We start from the raw sequence: 13,516 nt of genomic DNA, 5'->3' as shown, positions 1-13,516 counted from the left end.
TTTTTTTCTCAATTTCTCTTGCTTTTTTGACACTTACTATGTTAAAATTTAATCTGTCCTATTGAAGAGAAATTATCTTCACAAATAAGGAGGTGTTTTCAAGTGGCAAGAAGATGCGAAGTTTGTAATAAAGGGGTTGTATCTGGAACTCAATACTCCCACTCACATCGTCAATCAAAGAGAACTTGGGCTCCTAACATAAAGAGAGTAAAGGCTTTAGTTAACGGAACACCAAAGACAGTTCATGTATGTACAAGATGCCTTAGATCTGGTAAGGTTCAAAGAGCAATATAAGTTCAAATAGAAAATGCAATTGACTTAGCAATTGCATTTTTTATTTTGCCTTTTTTAATTTTTAAAGGATTCTTCCTTAATAGTCATATACTCTTCATATGTATTTTATTTTTTTCTTTTAAAAAATCTTATAAAATTCGAAATAAACTTCGGTAATTTTATAGCTATTATCTTCATAAATTCTCCCTCCAATAAAAAATCACTCATCTCTTTATATACATTGTATGCAAATAAATAAAATGAGTGATTACTTTTTTAAATTTAATCTTGTGTATAGAGAACCATTAAAATTCCATTATCAAATGTAACTTCTATATCATTACCTATAAATTCATTCGATGTTGTTAATCCATCACCAAAATATAAATCATAATTTAAAAGATTATACTTAGCTCCATTTATATTAAGATTTTTTACTACCTCGCAATATGCATGAAAAGACACAGTTTCTCCTTTATTTCCTTTTAGTACTATGCTTTTATCAGTCAAAAAAATTTTATTGTTATCATCTATTATTTTAGTGCAAATTGACTTTTTTAAGCCTTTTAGCATGAGTCCTAAATTACTTAGTGAATGATCATATCTCGTTCCTGTAGCTCCTAATAACACTATATTACTAGCACCTTTTTCAATTGCTAAGTTAAAGGCAATTTCTGTATCTGGAAAGTCCTTTTCCTTTTTATATTTAAGCTTTTCGCAATCTAAAACTTCCATAGCTTTTATTATATCTTTATTAGCTGAATCAAAATCACCTAATATGTAATTTGGAGATATATTATACTTATATAATACCTCACACCCCTTATCAGCACCTATTATTAAATGCGCATCCTTAATTTCATTTAACAATAGTTCTTTTGAAGGTGCTTTTCCTCCTGATACTATTACTGCCTTCATTTTATTCTCCTCTTATTGCTTTTATATTTTCTTCAAGTTTTCCATCTCCAAATACAGCAGATCCAGCTACTAAAACATTAGCTCCAGCTTCAATTATAACTTTAGCATTTGTTCTATCTACCCCTCCATCTACTTCTATTAATAAATCTTTATTTGAATTTGAGCTCATTTCTTTAACTTCTTTAATTTTCTCTAAAGTATACGGTATAAACTTTTGCCCACCAAATCCAGGATTAACCGACATAATTAAAACTAAATCTAATTTATTTATTATATCCTTCAAAACAAAAGTTGGAGTTCCAGGATTTAGTGATACTCCTGCTTTTATTCCCTTTGATTTTATATATTCTATAGCTCTATCTATATGCTTTTCTGCTTCATAATGTATAGTTATTATGTCTGCTCCTGCATTTACAAATTCATCTATATATCTTGATGGATTTTCTATCATTAAATGAACATCAAAAATTTTAGATGTTTTATTCCTTATTGATTTTATTACTGGTAATCCTATGCTTATATTAGGCACAAAATTTCCATCCATAACATCTATATGAATAAAGTCTGCTCCCGCCTTATCTACATTAATAATTTCTTCACCTAATTTTGAAAAGTCTGCTGATAATATTGATGGTGATATTTTTACCATTTGTATTTTTCCCCCTCTAGTAATTCTTCTAGTATTCTTATATAAAAATTATATCTAGTTTCGTTAATTTTACCTTCTTGTAGTGCCTTTTTTACTGCGCATTCAGGTTCTTTATTATGAAGGCATCCTCTAAATTTACAATTATGATTGTATTCTTCAAATTCTGGGAAAGAATATCTAAGTTCTTCTTTGTCCATAAAGCTAATATCTATATTTGAAAAACCTGGACTATCTACTAAATATCCATCTTCTATTTCAATAAGCTCACTATGCCTTGTAGTGTGCTTTCCTCTACCTATTTTTTCTGATACAACTCCTGTTTCCATATGTGATCTATTTATAAGAGTATTTATAAGAGTTGACTTCCCTGCCCCAGAAGGACCGCATAATACAGTTTCATTATCTTTCAATCTTTCTTTAAGTAATTCTATGCCTAATCCCTTTTTTGCATTTATAAATAATACATCATAACCAATATCATTAATTTTTTTCTTAACTTCTTCTTTTTCTTCTGTACTTGCTAAATCTACTTTATTTAGACAAACTATTGCCTTAATATTGTTATACTCACATAAAATCAAAAATCTATTTAAAAGATCAAAATTAATGTCTGGATTTTTTATTGCAAACACTACAAAAGCTTGTGTAACATTTGCTACCGTAGGTCTTATTAATTCAGAAGTTCTATCGTGTATATCTTCTATTACTCCTTTTCCATTAGAAACATTTATATCTACATTATCTCCAACCATAGGCTTCATATCCTTATGCCTAAATTTTCCTCTTGCCTTACATTCTATAATTCCTTCTTTAGTTTTAACATAGTAAAACCCACCAATGCCTTTTATTATTTTTCCTTCCATACTTCCTCCGAATAATTTAATCTTTATATTTATAATAAACAGATTTCACCAAAAAATGCAAATAAATTTTAAATAAAATAAAAATCAGCTAAAAGCTGATTTTTATTTTATTGATTATCTTCATTATTATTAGCACTATTGTTAGCATTTATATTGCTGTTATTGACTTGAGGTTTCTCTTGTTCTTCTGCATTAGCTGAATTTTTGGCTTTAATTTTTACTGTTTGACCTTTTTTGATTTCCTTAGTAAAGCTTTCAACGATATCCCCAACACCATCAATTTCATATGATAAATCGTGTGAAAGAAGTATTGTTACTGCGTCATCTACTCTCATTCCTGACTTAAGTCCTAATCCAGCAATATCTATAGCTTCTTCCTTAACCTTCTCCTCATACTTTCCTACTGTTAAAGTAATTGGCGTTCCTTCCTGAACCTTAGTACCAGAGTAACTTTGATCTAATACTACCCCATCTTGTTTTTTATCCTTAGTTATTTCTTCTTTAACCTCAATTTTAAGACCATTTAATAACTCTTGAGCTTCTGATAATGATTTACCTTTTACATCTTTTACATCTATAAGTTTAACTTCTGGTCCCTTACTAACTACTATATCTATCTTAGTATTTTTACTAATTTTAGAATGAGCTTCAGGACTTTGTCTTATTAAATATCCTTTATCAAATGTTTCACTATATTCTTCACTAATTGTATAATTAGTGAATCCTTGAGATATTAAAACTTGCTTTATATTATTAACTTCATAATCTCTAAAATCAGGCATATCAATTTGTTCTTCTCCAGCTGAAACCACAACTTTAATTGTCGAATCTTTTTTTACTCTTGTTCCTGCTTTTGGATCTGTTTCTAATATAGTATTTTCAGGCTTATCGCTATTTTGTGTAGATTTAATTTCTATTTTTAAGCCTAATTTTTCAACTTCTTCTTTAACTTCATCTATAGTCTTTCCAATAATACTTGGAACTTCAACTTCTTTGCTACTTCCATTCCCTTGAGCTAAGAAGAAACCCACAGAACCTAAAATTATAACTCCAATTATAATTCCAATTATAACTATAGCTTTTTTAGCTGAATTTTTGTTTTTCTTTTTCTTCTTAGGTAGCTCATCATCATCTTCTTCTTCATAATCATCATCATAATCTTCGTCATACTCATCGTCTTCATAATAATCATCTTGTAATTTAGAAATATTAGTTGCTTTTTGATTATTAATTGGTGTCATAATTATAGTATGATCACTATTATCAACGATTGGATTACCAATAACTACATCTGGATTTTCCTGTATTTTTTGCAAATCTTGAATAATTTCTTTTGCATTTTGATATCTCTTAATTGGCTCTTTCTCAACAGCCTTAAGTATTAACTTATTCAAACTATCTGGAATAGCAGAATTTATATTTTTAGGTGGAATAGGATCTTCTTGCAAATGCTTTAATGCAACTGTAACTGGTGAATCACCTTCAAAAGGTAGTTTTCCTGTAACCATTTCATATAAAACTATTCCAAAAGAATAAATATCTGATCTAAAATCAATATATGTTCCTTTTGCTTGCTCTGGTGAAAGATAATGTGCTGATCCAATAATACTTGTAGTATTAGTTATAGTTTGAGAATCTGTAGATTTTGCTATTCCAAAATCAGTAACCTTTACTTCACCAGATTCTGTAACTAATATATTCTGTGGCTTTATATCCCTATGGATAATATTATTTCTATGTGCACAATCTAAAGCTTTAGCTATTTGAAGTGCTATTTTTATAGCAGTACTATAATTAAGCTTTCCACTATAATTAATAAACTCCTTCAAAGTTTTTCCACTTATATATTCCATTACTATATAATCTATATCATCTTGTGTACCTACATCCAAAACATTAACTATATTAGTATCAGATAAATTTGCAATGGCAGTTGCTTCTCTTTTGAACTTTTGAGAAATTTCTTTATTGTCTGCAAATTGCTTTTTTAATATTTTTACTGCAACAAATCTATTAAGCTTATTACATTTAGCTTTATAAACTTCAGACATTCCGCCTTCCCCTACTTTTTCAAGAAGCTCATATCTACCACCTAGTATAATTCCGTTCATATTACACCTCTCCTCCAAATAACATTACAGTTATATTGTCTCTTCCACCATTAATTTTAGCTAATTCAACAAGCTTTTCACAAATATTCTGTAAGTATTTTTCTTCTATTTCAAATGATAAAACCTCTTCTAAATCTATTTCATTGCTTAATCCATCACTACACATAAGAAAAAACTCAAATTTATCTTTTTCTATATCAAATACATCTACATCTACAGTTTCTTCTGTTCCAATTGCTCTAGTTATAACATTTTTTTGAGGATGATTTACAGCTTGTTCCTTAGAAATGCTACCGCAATCTAATAGTTCTTGAACCAAAGAATGATCCTTTGTTATTTTAGTAATTTTATTTACTTTAATTCCATAACAAGAACTATCTCCAACATTAGCTACTTGAATTGTATCTTTAGTTATTAAACATGCAACTAAAGTAGTCCCCATTCCATTATAAGTTTCATTGCAATGTGCTAAGTTAAAAACTTTCAAGTTTGCATGTTTAATAGCTTTTCTTAATATTTCTGTATTATTAATATTTTTAAAATTATCTCTTATGTATTTTATTAAAGATTTTGAAGCCATTTTACTAGCAATCTCGCCAGCATTATGTCCGCCCATTCCATCTGCCACTACATAAATTTTAAACTCTTCATCTTCATAAAATTCTGCATAATCTTCATTTAGGTTTCTTAAGTTCCCTACATCACTTTTTATACCAATCATGAACACCCACTCCCTCTAATTTTGAGACTTTAAGAAATTTCTCCTTAATTGGCCGCAAGCTGCATTGATGTCATTACCCATTTCTCTTCTTACAGTTACTTCAATTCCATTTTCATTTACTATCTTTTCAAATTCTTCTATAGTCTTTTTTGAAGGTCTTTTTAGAGTATTTTCTTTTATTTCATTAACAGGTATAAGGTTAACATGACAATGCCTTCCTTTTAATAATTTTGAAAGGGATTTCGCGTCTTCCTTACCATCGTTTATACCTGATACTAATGAATACTCAAAAGTTATACGTCTACCCGTTTTCTCAAAATAGTAATCACACGCTTGTAGTATTTCTTTTATTGAATATTTATTGGCAATAGGCATTATTTCTCTTCTTTTTTCATCACTAAATGCATGTAATGATATAGCTAGTGTTATGCTATATCCTTTATCTGCTAGTTCATAAATCTTAGGTACTAATCCACAAGTAGATAAAGTTATATGTCTTTGACCTATATTTAAACCATACTCTGCATTTACTAAATCTAAGAATTTAGTAACATTTTCATAGTTATCTAAAGGCTCTCCACTTCCCATCAATACTATATTAGAGATTCTTTCTCCTAAGACCTTTTGTGCTACAATAACCTCTGATAAAATTTCTCCAGCTGTTAAATTTCTCACTCTACCTTCTAAAGTTGATGCACAAAACTTACATCCCATTCTACATCCAATTTGTGTAGAAATACATATAGAGTTTCCATGTTTATATTTCATTATTACACTTTCAATGATGTTACCATCATCGAAAGCTAATAATAATTTTTGTGTACCATCCAAAGTTGACTCATACTTTTCTACAACTTTTGGTATTCCTATATAAAAATTTTCTTTAAGTTTCTCTACTAGAGAATTAGGTAAATTCTTCATATCATCGAAATCCCAAATATTCTTGTAAATCCATGAAAAAACTTGTTTTGCTCTAAAAGCACTTTCTCCATTTTCCTTCATCCATAAGGAAATTTCATCTAAACTGTAATTTAAAATATTATTCATTATATCACCTATTTTATCTTCTTTATTTTTCCTATAAAGAAACCATCCATAGAATCATTTGGTAATATGGTTAAACTTCCATCTTCATTGTATATAAAGTTATTGTTGTTTCCTATATATATTTTTTCTATTTCTGCATCATTATGTTTTGATAAGAACCATTGTAGATTTTCTTCATTTTCTTCTTTATTTAATGTGCATGTAGAATAAACAAGTGTTCCACCTGGCTTTAAATATTGCCATGCATTTTCCATTATTTCTCTTTGTATTGGAACTAAATCTTTTAATTGTTGTCTTGTTTTATTCCATTTTATTTCTGGTTTCTTTCTTATTATACCAAGTCCTGAACAAGGTACATCTATTAATACTTTATCTCCATAGCTTATATAATCACTATTTAGCTTGGTAGCGTCCATAGCCTTACACACTATATTATTTAATCCTAATCTATTTGCATTTTCTTCTATAAGAGAAAGTTTATTTTCATGTAAATCAAAAGCTAAAACTTCCCCAGTATTTGCTAGTAATTCAGCAATGTGAGTTGTTTTACCACCTGGAGCAGCACAAAGATCAAGTACTTTATCTCCTTCTTTTAAATCTAATAGAGGTGCCACTAGCATTGCACTTTCATCTTGAACTGTAATAAGTCCTTCTTTAAATAATTCGTTATCCTCTATCCCTTTTCCACCTTTTATAGCTATCGCTTCTGGACAAGCATATCCATCTTCAATATTATATCCTATTTCCTCTAATTTTTCATAAACTTCATCATACTCTGCTTTAAATTCATTTACTCTTACAGTAACCTTTGGCGTTTCATTTAATCCAGCCATTAATCTCATAGTTCTTTCTTCACCATATTGTTTTATAAACAATCTTATCATCCAAGGTTGGAAAGAAAATTTATAAGCAAGTTCATCTATTCTATTTCCTGGAACTACAATTTCCTTTTCATCCTTAATATAATTTCTTAAAATACCATTTACAAGCTTTGATGCTTCTAAAGAAATTTCCTTTGCTTCTTCTACTGCTTCATTGCAAGCAGCATATTCAGGTATTTTATCTAAAAAGTACATTTGATAAATAGCTACTCTTAATATATTCAATACAGTTGTATCAATTAAATTAATATCTTTAACAAAGTTTCCTATTAATACATCTAAAGTTTTCTTTCTTCTTAAAGTACCATACACAATTTCTGTTACAAGTCCCTTATCTTTATCTTCAATATCTCTGCTATTAAGTTCATTTGAAAGAACTAGGTTTGAATATGCTCCTTCTTCTAAAACTCTTTGTATAATTTGTCTTGCAAGTTTTCTACTGTTCATCCTTCTACCTCTTAATTATCATTATATCTATTGTTTATAGCTATTAATCTTATTAACTGAGAAATAGCCATAAGAGTTGCTGCTACATATGTCATTGCAGCTGCATCTAAAACTTTTTGTGCTCCTTTTAATTCATCTCCATATAGGAAGGTTCTAGTTTTTAATATATTTAATGCTCTTGTTGATGCATTAAATTCTACTGGAAGGGTTACTAATTGATAAATAACTGCACCTCCAAAGAATATTATACCAACCCTAGCAAATAGTGGATTACCTAAGAATATCCCTATCATGAATAAATATATTGATAATGTACTTCCTATATTAACAACTGGCGCTATCCTAGTTCTTAAAACTAAAGGTGCATAGTGAGTTTGATGCTGAATTGCATGCCCGCATTCATGGGCAGCTATCCCAGCAGCTGCTACAGTTGCTCCGTCATATACTTCTGGTGAAAGTCTAATTACTCTTGATGATGGATCATAATGATCTCCAAGATGCTTTCCATACCTTTCAACTCTTACATCAAAAAGTCCTGCTCCATCTAATATACTTCTTGCAACTTCGCTTCCAGTAACACCACTTAAAGTTCTAACAGTTTTATACTTTTTATAAGCATTATCTATTTTAAACTGTGCCCAAAAAGCTATTATCATAGCTGGTATTAAAATTAAATATGTTGGGTCAAATAAAAATCCTGGGTAAAACATAAACCCATCTCCTTTTATATAGTTTAATTAATTATTATAGCTCTTAAATAACTTTTTTACTTATTTCTAGTTCATTACCATTTATATATTGCTCTATAGTTAAAGGCTTACCATTTGGAAATTGAATTTTTTTAACTAATAGTACTCCTGAACCTGTTGAAACTTTCATACCTTCTTTTGATACATTTATTATAGTACCAGGCTCTTTATTACTATTTTCACATAATACTTCGCTCTCATATATTTTCATTGATTTATCATCATAAGTAGTATGCGCAATAGGCCATGGATTAAGTCCTCTAATTAAATTATGAATATCCTTAGCAGTATTATTCCAATTTATTCTTCCAAGTTCTTTATTTAACATTTTAGCGTAAAAAGTTTCTTCACTTTGCTTTTCTGGAATGATGCTTCCATTATACAATCCCTCTATAGTATTAATTAAGAGTTCTGCACCTTTCTCCATTAATACGTCATGTAATTCTCCAGCTGTCATATTATCAGTTATTTCAACTTCATCCTTAAGAAGCATATCTCCAGTATCAAGACCTACGTCCATTAACATTGTAGTATTACCAGATTTCTTCTCACCTTTTATTATAGCCCAGTTTAAAGGTGCTGCTCCTCTATACATCGGTAACAATGATGCATGTAGGTTTATACATCCATACTTTGGAATATCTAACACTTCTTTAGTCAGTATTTGACCAAAAGCTACTACAATTATAAAATCTGGCTTTAACTCTTTTAGATACTCTATAGCTTCCCTATCTTCTTTTAATTTAATAGGTTGAAAAACCCTTATATTTTTTTCTAAAGCTACTTCCTTAACTGGAGAATAGGCCATTTTCTTTCCTCTTCCCTTCGGTTTATCAGGTTGAGTAAATACACTTTCAACTCCATAAGTCTCTATTATCTTTTTTAATGATGGTACTGCAAAATCTGGAGTTCCCATAAATACTATTTTCATGTTAATCCTCCTTTGCTATTTTAAATAATCTATAAATAGAGTTCCATTTAAGTGGTCATTTTCATGAAGTATAGCTCTTGCTAAAAGTTCTGTTGCTTCTAAAACAAACTCTTCTCCCTTTTCATTTAAAGCTTTTACCTTTACATAATTTGGACGTTCAACATCTGCAACTTCTCCAGGTACGCTTAAACATCCTTCTTCTCCTAATTGACTTCCTGAAACTTCTAAAATTTCTGGATTTATAAATACTCTTAATCCATAATCATCATAAACATCTATAACAAATATTCTTTGAAGTATTCCAACTTGTGGTGCTGCTAAACCAACTCCATCGGCTTCATACATAGTGTCTGCCATATCTTCTATTAATTTAAGTGTTCTTGGTGTTATTTCAGTAACAACCTTACATTTCTTTCTTAATGCTTCATCGCCATTTTGTCTTATATTTCTAATTGCCATTTCTTTACCTCCTAAGTCAAATTGTTTGGATTAATATCAATAGTTACTTTTACTTCATTATATACATTCTTATTTAATTGATAAAGTTTATCTTTTATTTTTTTACAAAAATCTAGAGATAAATCACCTTTAAATAATATTTGCCATCTATAATTATCTTTTATTTTAGAAACTATGCATGGAACTGGTCCAAGCATTTCTATATTTAAATATTCATCTTTAATTATTTCCATCTCACCTTTTATTAATTTCATAAAATCTTTAAGTGAGTTTTCATTTTTAGAAGAAACATTCACTAATAGTATTTTACCAAAAGGAGGATAATACATCAAACCCCTTGTAGTAAATTCTTCATCATAAAACCCTTCATAATTATAGTTTTTTGCATAAATTAGACTATAATGCTCTGGATTATATGTTTGAACAATTACTTTACCCTCTTTACTTCCTCTACCTGCCCTTCCAGCAACCTGAGTTACTATTTGAAAAGTTCTTTCTGCTGATCTATAATCTGGTATATTTATAGACATATCAGCAGCAAGTATTCCTACTAATGTTACATTTTCGAAATCTAGACCTTTTGATATCATTTGAGTTCCAATAAGGATATCTCCTTCTCCATTTTTGAATGCTTTATATATTTCTTCATGAGAATTCTTACCTCTTGTAGTATCTACATCCATTCTTAGAACTCTAGCGTCCTTAAAGTACTTTTTAACCTCTTCTTCAACCCGCTCTGTACCAGCCCCAAAATGTTTTACATACTTACTTTTACATTTTGGACAAATCTTTTGTTGCTTTTGGCCGTAACCACAATAATGACACACTAAATATCCATTTTTATGGAATGTCATTGCTATATCACACTTAGGGCATTTAAATACATATCCGCAGCTTCTACAAGATACAAATGTAGAAAATCCTCTTCTATTTAAAAACAAAATGATTTGCTCTTTCTTATTTAATGCTTCATTGATTTCAGTAAAAAGTTTTCTGCTAAACATAGAAACATTACCACTATTTAATTCTTCTCTCATATCTACTATATCCATTATAGGCATTGGCTTATTATCTATTCTATTATTTAATTCTACTAATTCTATCTCCTCTGTTATAGCCCTGTAATATGTCTCTATAGAAGGGGTTGCTGATCCTAATATAACTTTACAATCTTTTATTTCACTTAAAAATTCAGCTACTTCTCTTGTTACATATTTAGGATTTTGTTCAGACTTATAAGTACTTTCATGTTCTTCATCTATTATAATTACACCTAAGTTAGGTGCTGGTAAAAACAACGCACTTCTTGCTCCTATTACAAGTTTAGCTTTTCCTTCTTTCACCCTAAACCATTCATCATATCTTTCTCCATCTGATAATTTACTATGAAAAACTGCAACTTCCTTTCCAAATCTTCCTTTAAATCTTTCTATCATTTGTGGTGTTAAAGAAATTTCAGGAACTAAAACTATAGCACATTTCCCATCTCTTATAGTATCACTTACAAGCTTCATATATACTTCTGTTTTTCCTGATCCGGTAACACCTTTCAGTAAAAATACTTTTTTATCAGACTTTTCAATTTTTTCTAAAGCTTTAATTTGATCCTTTGTAAGCTTTTTCTCTTTATAATCAATATATTCTTTATCATTATATCTATATACTATTTCTTCATCCACTTTCAAATATCCCTCTTTAATAAGCTTATTTATTTTATATAATGAAAGTGAATGTAAATTTACAAGTTCATTTTTATTAAATTTCCCATTATTATCTTTTATAAATTTTAATATATCTCCATATTTCTCTTCAACGTCTTTGCCGTAAGACTTATTTCCTAGTGCTATTACCATCTTGTATTTATTTTTTGCACCCTTTAAGACACCTTGTGGAATAAGAAGTCTTATTGCATCTATATATTTACATAAATAATTTTCCCTTATAAAGTAAACAAGTCTTAAATCGTCATTATTTAAAAGCGGTTCTATTGAACCTATAGATTTTATCTTTTTTATTCTAATACCTTTTATTTCATCTTCTTTTATAGATAATATGAATCCATCTACAAGGGAATTTTTCATTCCAAAAGGTACCTTTACCCATTGCCCTACCCTTATATCACTTTTAAGATCATCTGGTATTTCATAAGTAAAGGGTTTATCTATATCTAAAGCATCACTATTTATAATAATTTGTGCATATATTTTCAAACTCATCACCCTTTTATTAGGTTCTATTTCCCCCTATACAAGAAGAAAGCGCATCTTAGCGCTTTCTTAATATAGTTTCAAATATTTTAGATGCAACTTCTTTTTTACTCATCTTATCTAAATATATTTCTTCTCCATCTTTTGAAATGATAATAACTTTATTATCTTCACTTCCAAATCCGGTATCAGCACTTGTAATATCATTAGCTACTATATAATCTAAATTCTTATTTTTTAGTTTCCTCTTTGCATTTTCTAATACATCATTACTTTCTGCTGCAAATCCAACAAGAATTTGATTACTTTTCTTTTCGCCTAATATTTTTAAGATATCATTATCTCTTACAAAGGTTAGGACTAAATCTTCATCACCTTTTTTTATCTTTTCATTACTATAATTTTTTGCTTTATAATCTGCAACAGCCGCAGATTTAATAACTATGTCACTTTTTTCAAAATTATCTAAAATTGCATTTTTCATTTCTTCATTTGTTGTTACATTTATTACAGTCACTCCATTAGGAGGATTAAGATTTGTAGGTCCTGATACTAATGTGACATTAGCACCTCTACGTTTAGCTTCTTCTGCTATATAATATCCCATCTTTCCTGTAGACCTATTTGTAATAAACCTTACTGGATCTATTTTAGAATGAGTTGGTCCTGCACTAACTAAAACATTTTTACCGCTTAAATCCTTAGTAAATTCTTTTTCATCTAATGCTTCTAATACTCTTTCTACAATTGTATTTACATCTGCAAGCTTCCCTTTTCCTAAATCGCCACAAGCAAGTCTTCCTGAAGCTGGCTCAATAAATTCATATCCATATTTCTTTAATTTTTCCATATTATCTTGGACTATTGCATTTTCATACATATTAGTATTCATAGCTGGAGCAAAAATAACTTTTGCTTTTGTGGCCATAATAGTCGTGGATAGCATGTCATCAGATATTCCATTTGCAACTTTTCCAATTATATTTGCAGTGGCTGGTGCCACTAAGAAAACATCTGCTCTTTTTGCTAGTGATATATGCTGTATTTCAAAAGCCTTAGGTTCTGCAAACATATCAGTTACAACCATATTTTGACTTAATGATTGAAATGATAAAGGAGTTACAAACTTAGTTGCAGATTCAGTCATAATAACTCTTACATCAATATCTTTCTTTTTTAAAGCACTTACTATGTCTAAAGCTTTATAAACTGCAATCCCTCCGCTTACTCCTATACATACACACTTTTTTTCATTCATAA

Annotated in this window: 13 protein-coding genes; 1 reads left to right on the top strand and 12 read right to left on the bottom strand. The window is 29.3% G+C overall.

Translation table 11 applies throughout. The features are described 5' to 3' along the window. Positions 1-102: 102 nt before the first annotated feature. A complete protein-coding gene (gene rpmB, locus NSA50_RS10595; RefSeq protein ID WP_008678335.1) occupies positions 103-294 on the top strand; it encodes a 50S ribosomal protein L28 in 192 nt (63 codons plus the stop codon). 261 nt (positions 295-555) lie between these two features. On the opposite strand, the gene NSA50_RS10590 is transcribed toward rpmB, so the two are convergent. From NSA50_RS10590 to coaBC, 12 genes are all read right to left on the bottom strand, one after another. Further along, entirely contained in the window at positions 556-1,191 is a 636-nt protein-coding gene (locus tag NSA50_RS10590; protein ID WP_195263643.1) for a thiamine diphosphokinase, read from the bottom strand. Position 1,192: 1 nt separating this feature from the next. Then, complete coding sequence (gene rpe / locus NSA50_RS10585) at positions 1,193-1,840, bottom strand: ribulose-phosphate 3-epimerase (RefSeq protein ID WP_195263644.1); 648 nt, start codon at positions 1,838-1,840, stop codon at positions 1,193-1,195. Continuing rightward, positions 1,834-2,703, bottom strand: a complete 870-nt coding sequence (gene rsgA, locus NSA50_RS10580; RefSeq protein WP_195263645.1) for a ribosome small subunit-dependent GTPase A — start codon at positions 2,701-2,703, stop codon at positions 1,834-1,836. Before rsgA ends, rpe begins: the two co-directional genes overlap by 7 nt. Positions 2,704-2,810: 107 nt before the next feature. After that, positions 2,811-4,814 carry a Stk1 family PASTA domain-containing Ser/Thr kinase gene (gene pknB / locus NSA50_RS10575; protein ID WP_195263646.1) on the bottom strand — a complete coding sequence of 668 codons (2,004 nt, stop codon included), beginning with the start codon at positions 4,812-4,814 and terminating at the stop codon, positions 2,811-2,813. A 1-nt stretch (position 4,815) separates the two neighbouring features. Next, on the bottom strand, positions 4,816-5,535 hold the full coding sequence (locus NSA50_RS10570) for a Stp1/IreP family PP2C-type Ser/Thr phosphatase (RefSeq protein WP_195263647.1): 720 nt from the start codon (positions 5,533-5,535) through the stop codon (positions 4,816-4,818). Between the two features lie 15 nt (positions 5,536-5,550). Continuing rightward, positions 5,551-6,582 (bottom strand): 23S rRNA (adenine(2503)-C(2))-methyltransferase RlmN, encoded by a 1,032-nt coding sequence (rlmN, locus tag NSA50_RS10565; RefSeq protein WP_195263648.1) that lies wholly within the window; start codon positions 6,580-6,582, stop codon positions 5,551-5,553. A gap of 8 nt (positions 6,583-6,590) precedes the next feature. Beyond that, the gene (gene rsmB, locus NSA50_RS10560; protein ID WP_195263649.1) at positions 6,591-7,910 is read right to left on the bottom strand and encodes a 16S rRNA (cytosine(967)-C(5))-methyltransferase RsmB; all 1,320 of its coding nucleotides are present in this window, start codon (positions 7,908-7,910) and stop codon (positions 6,591-6,593) included. Positions 7,911-7,921: 11 nt separating this feature from the next. Beyond that, positions 7,922-8,620 (bottom strand): zinc metallopeptidase, encoded by a 699-nt coding sequence (locus NSA50_RS10555; protein WP_257444973.1) that lies wholly within the window; start codon positions 8,618-8,620, stop codon positions 7,922-7,924. Between the two features lie 43 nt (positions 8,621-8,663). Then, positions 8,664-9,590 (bottom strand): methionyl-tRNA formyltransferase, encoded by a 927-nt coding sequence (fmt, locus tag NSA50_RS10550; protein ID WP_195263651.1) that lies wholly within the window; start codon positions 9,588-9,590, stop codon positions 8,664-8,666. Between the two features lie 15 nt (positions 9,591-9,605). Then, complete coding sequence (def, locus tag NSA50_RS10545; RefSeq protein WP_195263652.1) at positions 9,606-10,049, bottom strand: peptide deformylase; 444 nt, start codon at positions 10,047-10,049, stop codon at positions 9,606-9,608. 11 nt (positions 10,050-10,060) lie between these two features. Then, on the bottom strand, positions 10,061-12,259 hold the full coding sequence (gene priA, locus NSA50_RS10540; RefSeq protein ID WP_257444970.1) for a primosomal protein N': 2,199 nt from the start codon (positions 12,257-12,259) through the stop codon (positions 10,061-10,063). Positions 12,260-12,314: 55 nt separating this feature from the next. After that, complete coding sequence (gene coaBC, locus NSA50_RS10535; RefSeq protein ID WP_195263653.1) at positions 12,315-13,514, bottom strand: bifunctional phosphopantothenoylcysteine decarboxylase/phosphopantothenate--cysteine ligase CoaBC; 1,200 nt, start codon at positions 13,512-13,514, stop codon at positions 12,315-12,317. Positions 13,515-13,516 lie beyond the last annotated feature (2 nt).

This window comes from Clostridium mucosae (assembly GCF_024622765.1).
Classification (GTDB): Bacteria; Bacillota; Clostridia; order Clostridiales; family Clostridiaceae; genus Clostridium.
This window is presented reverse-complemented; position numbering and strand designations above follow the sequence as displayed.

What these genes read in the sequence shown, in the direction of transcription:
- NSA50_RS10590 (WP_195263643.1), bottom strand. Translation starts at nt 1,191, where the DNA reads ATGAAGGCAGTAATAGTATCAGGAGGAAAAGCACCTTCAAAAGAACTA.
- rpe (WP_195263644.1), bottom strand. Translation starts at nt 1,840, where the DNA reads ATGGTAAAAATATCACCATCAATATTATCAGCAGACTTTTCAAAATTA.
- rsgA (WP_195263645.1), bottom strand. Translation starts at nt 2,703, where the DNA reads ATGGAAGGAAAAATAATAAAAGGCATTGGTGGGTTTTACTATGTTAAA.
- pknB (WP_195263646.1), bottom strand. Translation starts at nt 4,814, where the DNA reads ATGAACGGAATTATACTAGGTGGTAGATATGAGCTTCTTGAAAAAGTA.
- NSA50_RS10570 (WP_195263647.1), bottom strand. Translation starts at nt 5,535, where the DNA reads ATGATTGGTATAAAAAGTGATGTAGGGAACTTAAGAAACCTAAATGAA.
- rlmN (WP_195263648.1), bottom strand. Translation starts at nt 6,582, where the DNA reads ATGAATAATATTTTAAATTACAGTTTAGATGAAATTTCCTTATGGATG.
- rsmB (WP_195263649.1), bottom strand. Translation starts at nt 7,910, where the DNA reads ATGAACAGTAGAAAACTTGCAAGACAAATTATACAAAGAGTTTTAGAA.
- NSA50_RS10555 (WP_257444973.1), bottom strand. Translation starts at nt 8,620, where the DNA reads ATGTTTTACCCAGGATTTTTATTTGACCCAACATATTTAATTTTAATA.
- fmt (WP_195263651.1), bottom strand. Translation starts at nt 9,590, where the DNA reads ATGAAAATAGTATTTATGGGAACTCCAGATTTTGCAGTACCATCATTA.
- def (WP_195263652.1), bottom strand. Translation starts at nt 10,049, where the DNA reads ATGGCAATTAGAAATATAAGACAAAATGGCGATGAAGCATTAAGAAAG.
- coaBC (WP_195263653.1), bottom strand. Translation starts at nt 13,514, where the DNA reads ATGAATGAAAAAAAGTGTGTATGTATAGGAGTAAGCGGAGGGATTGCA.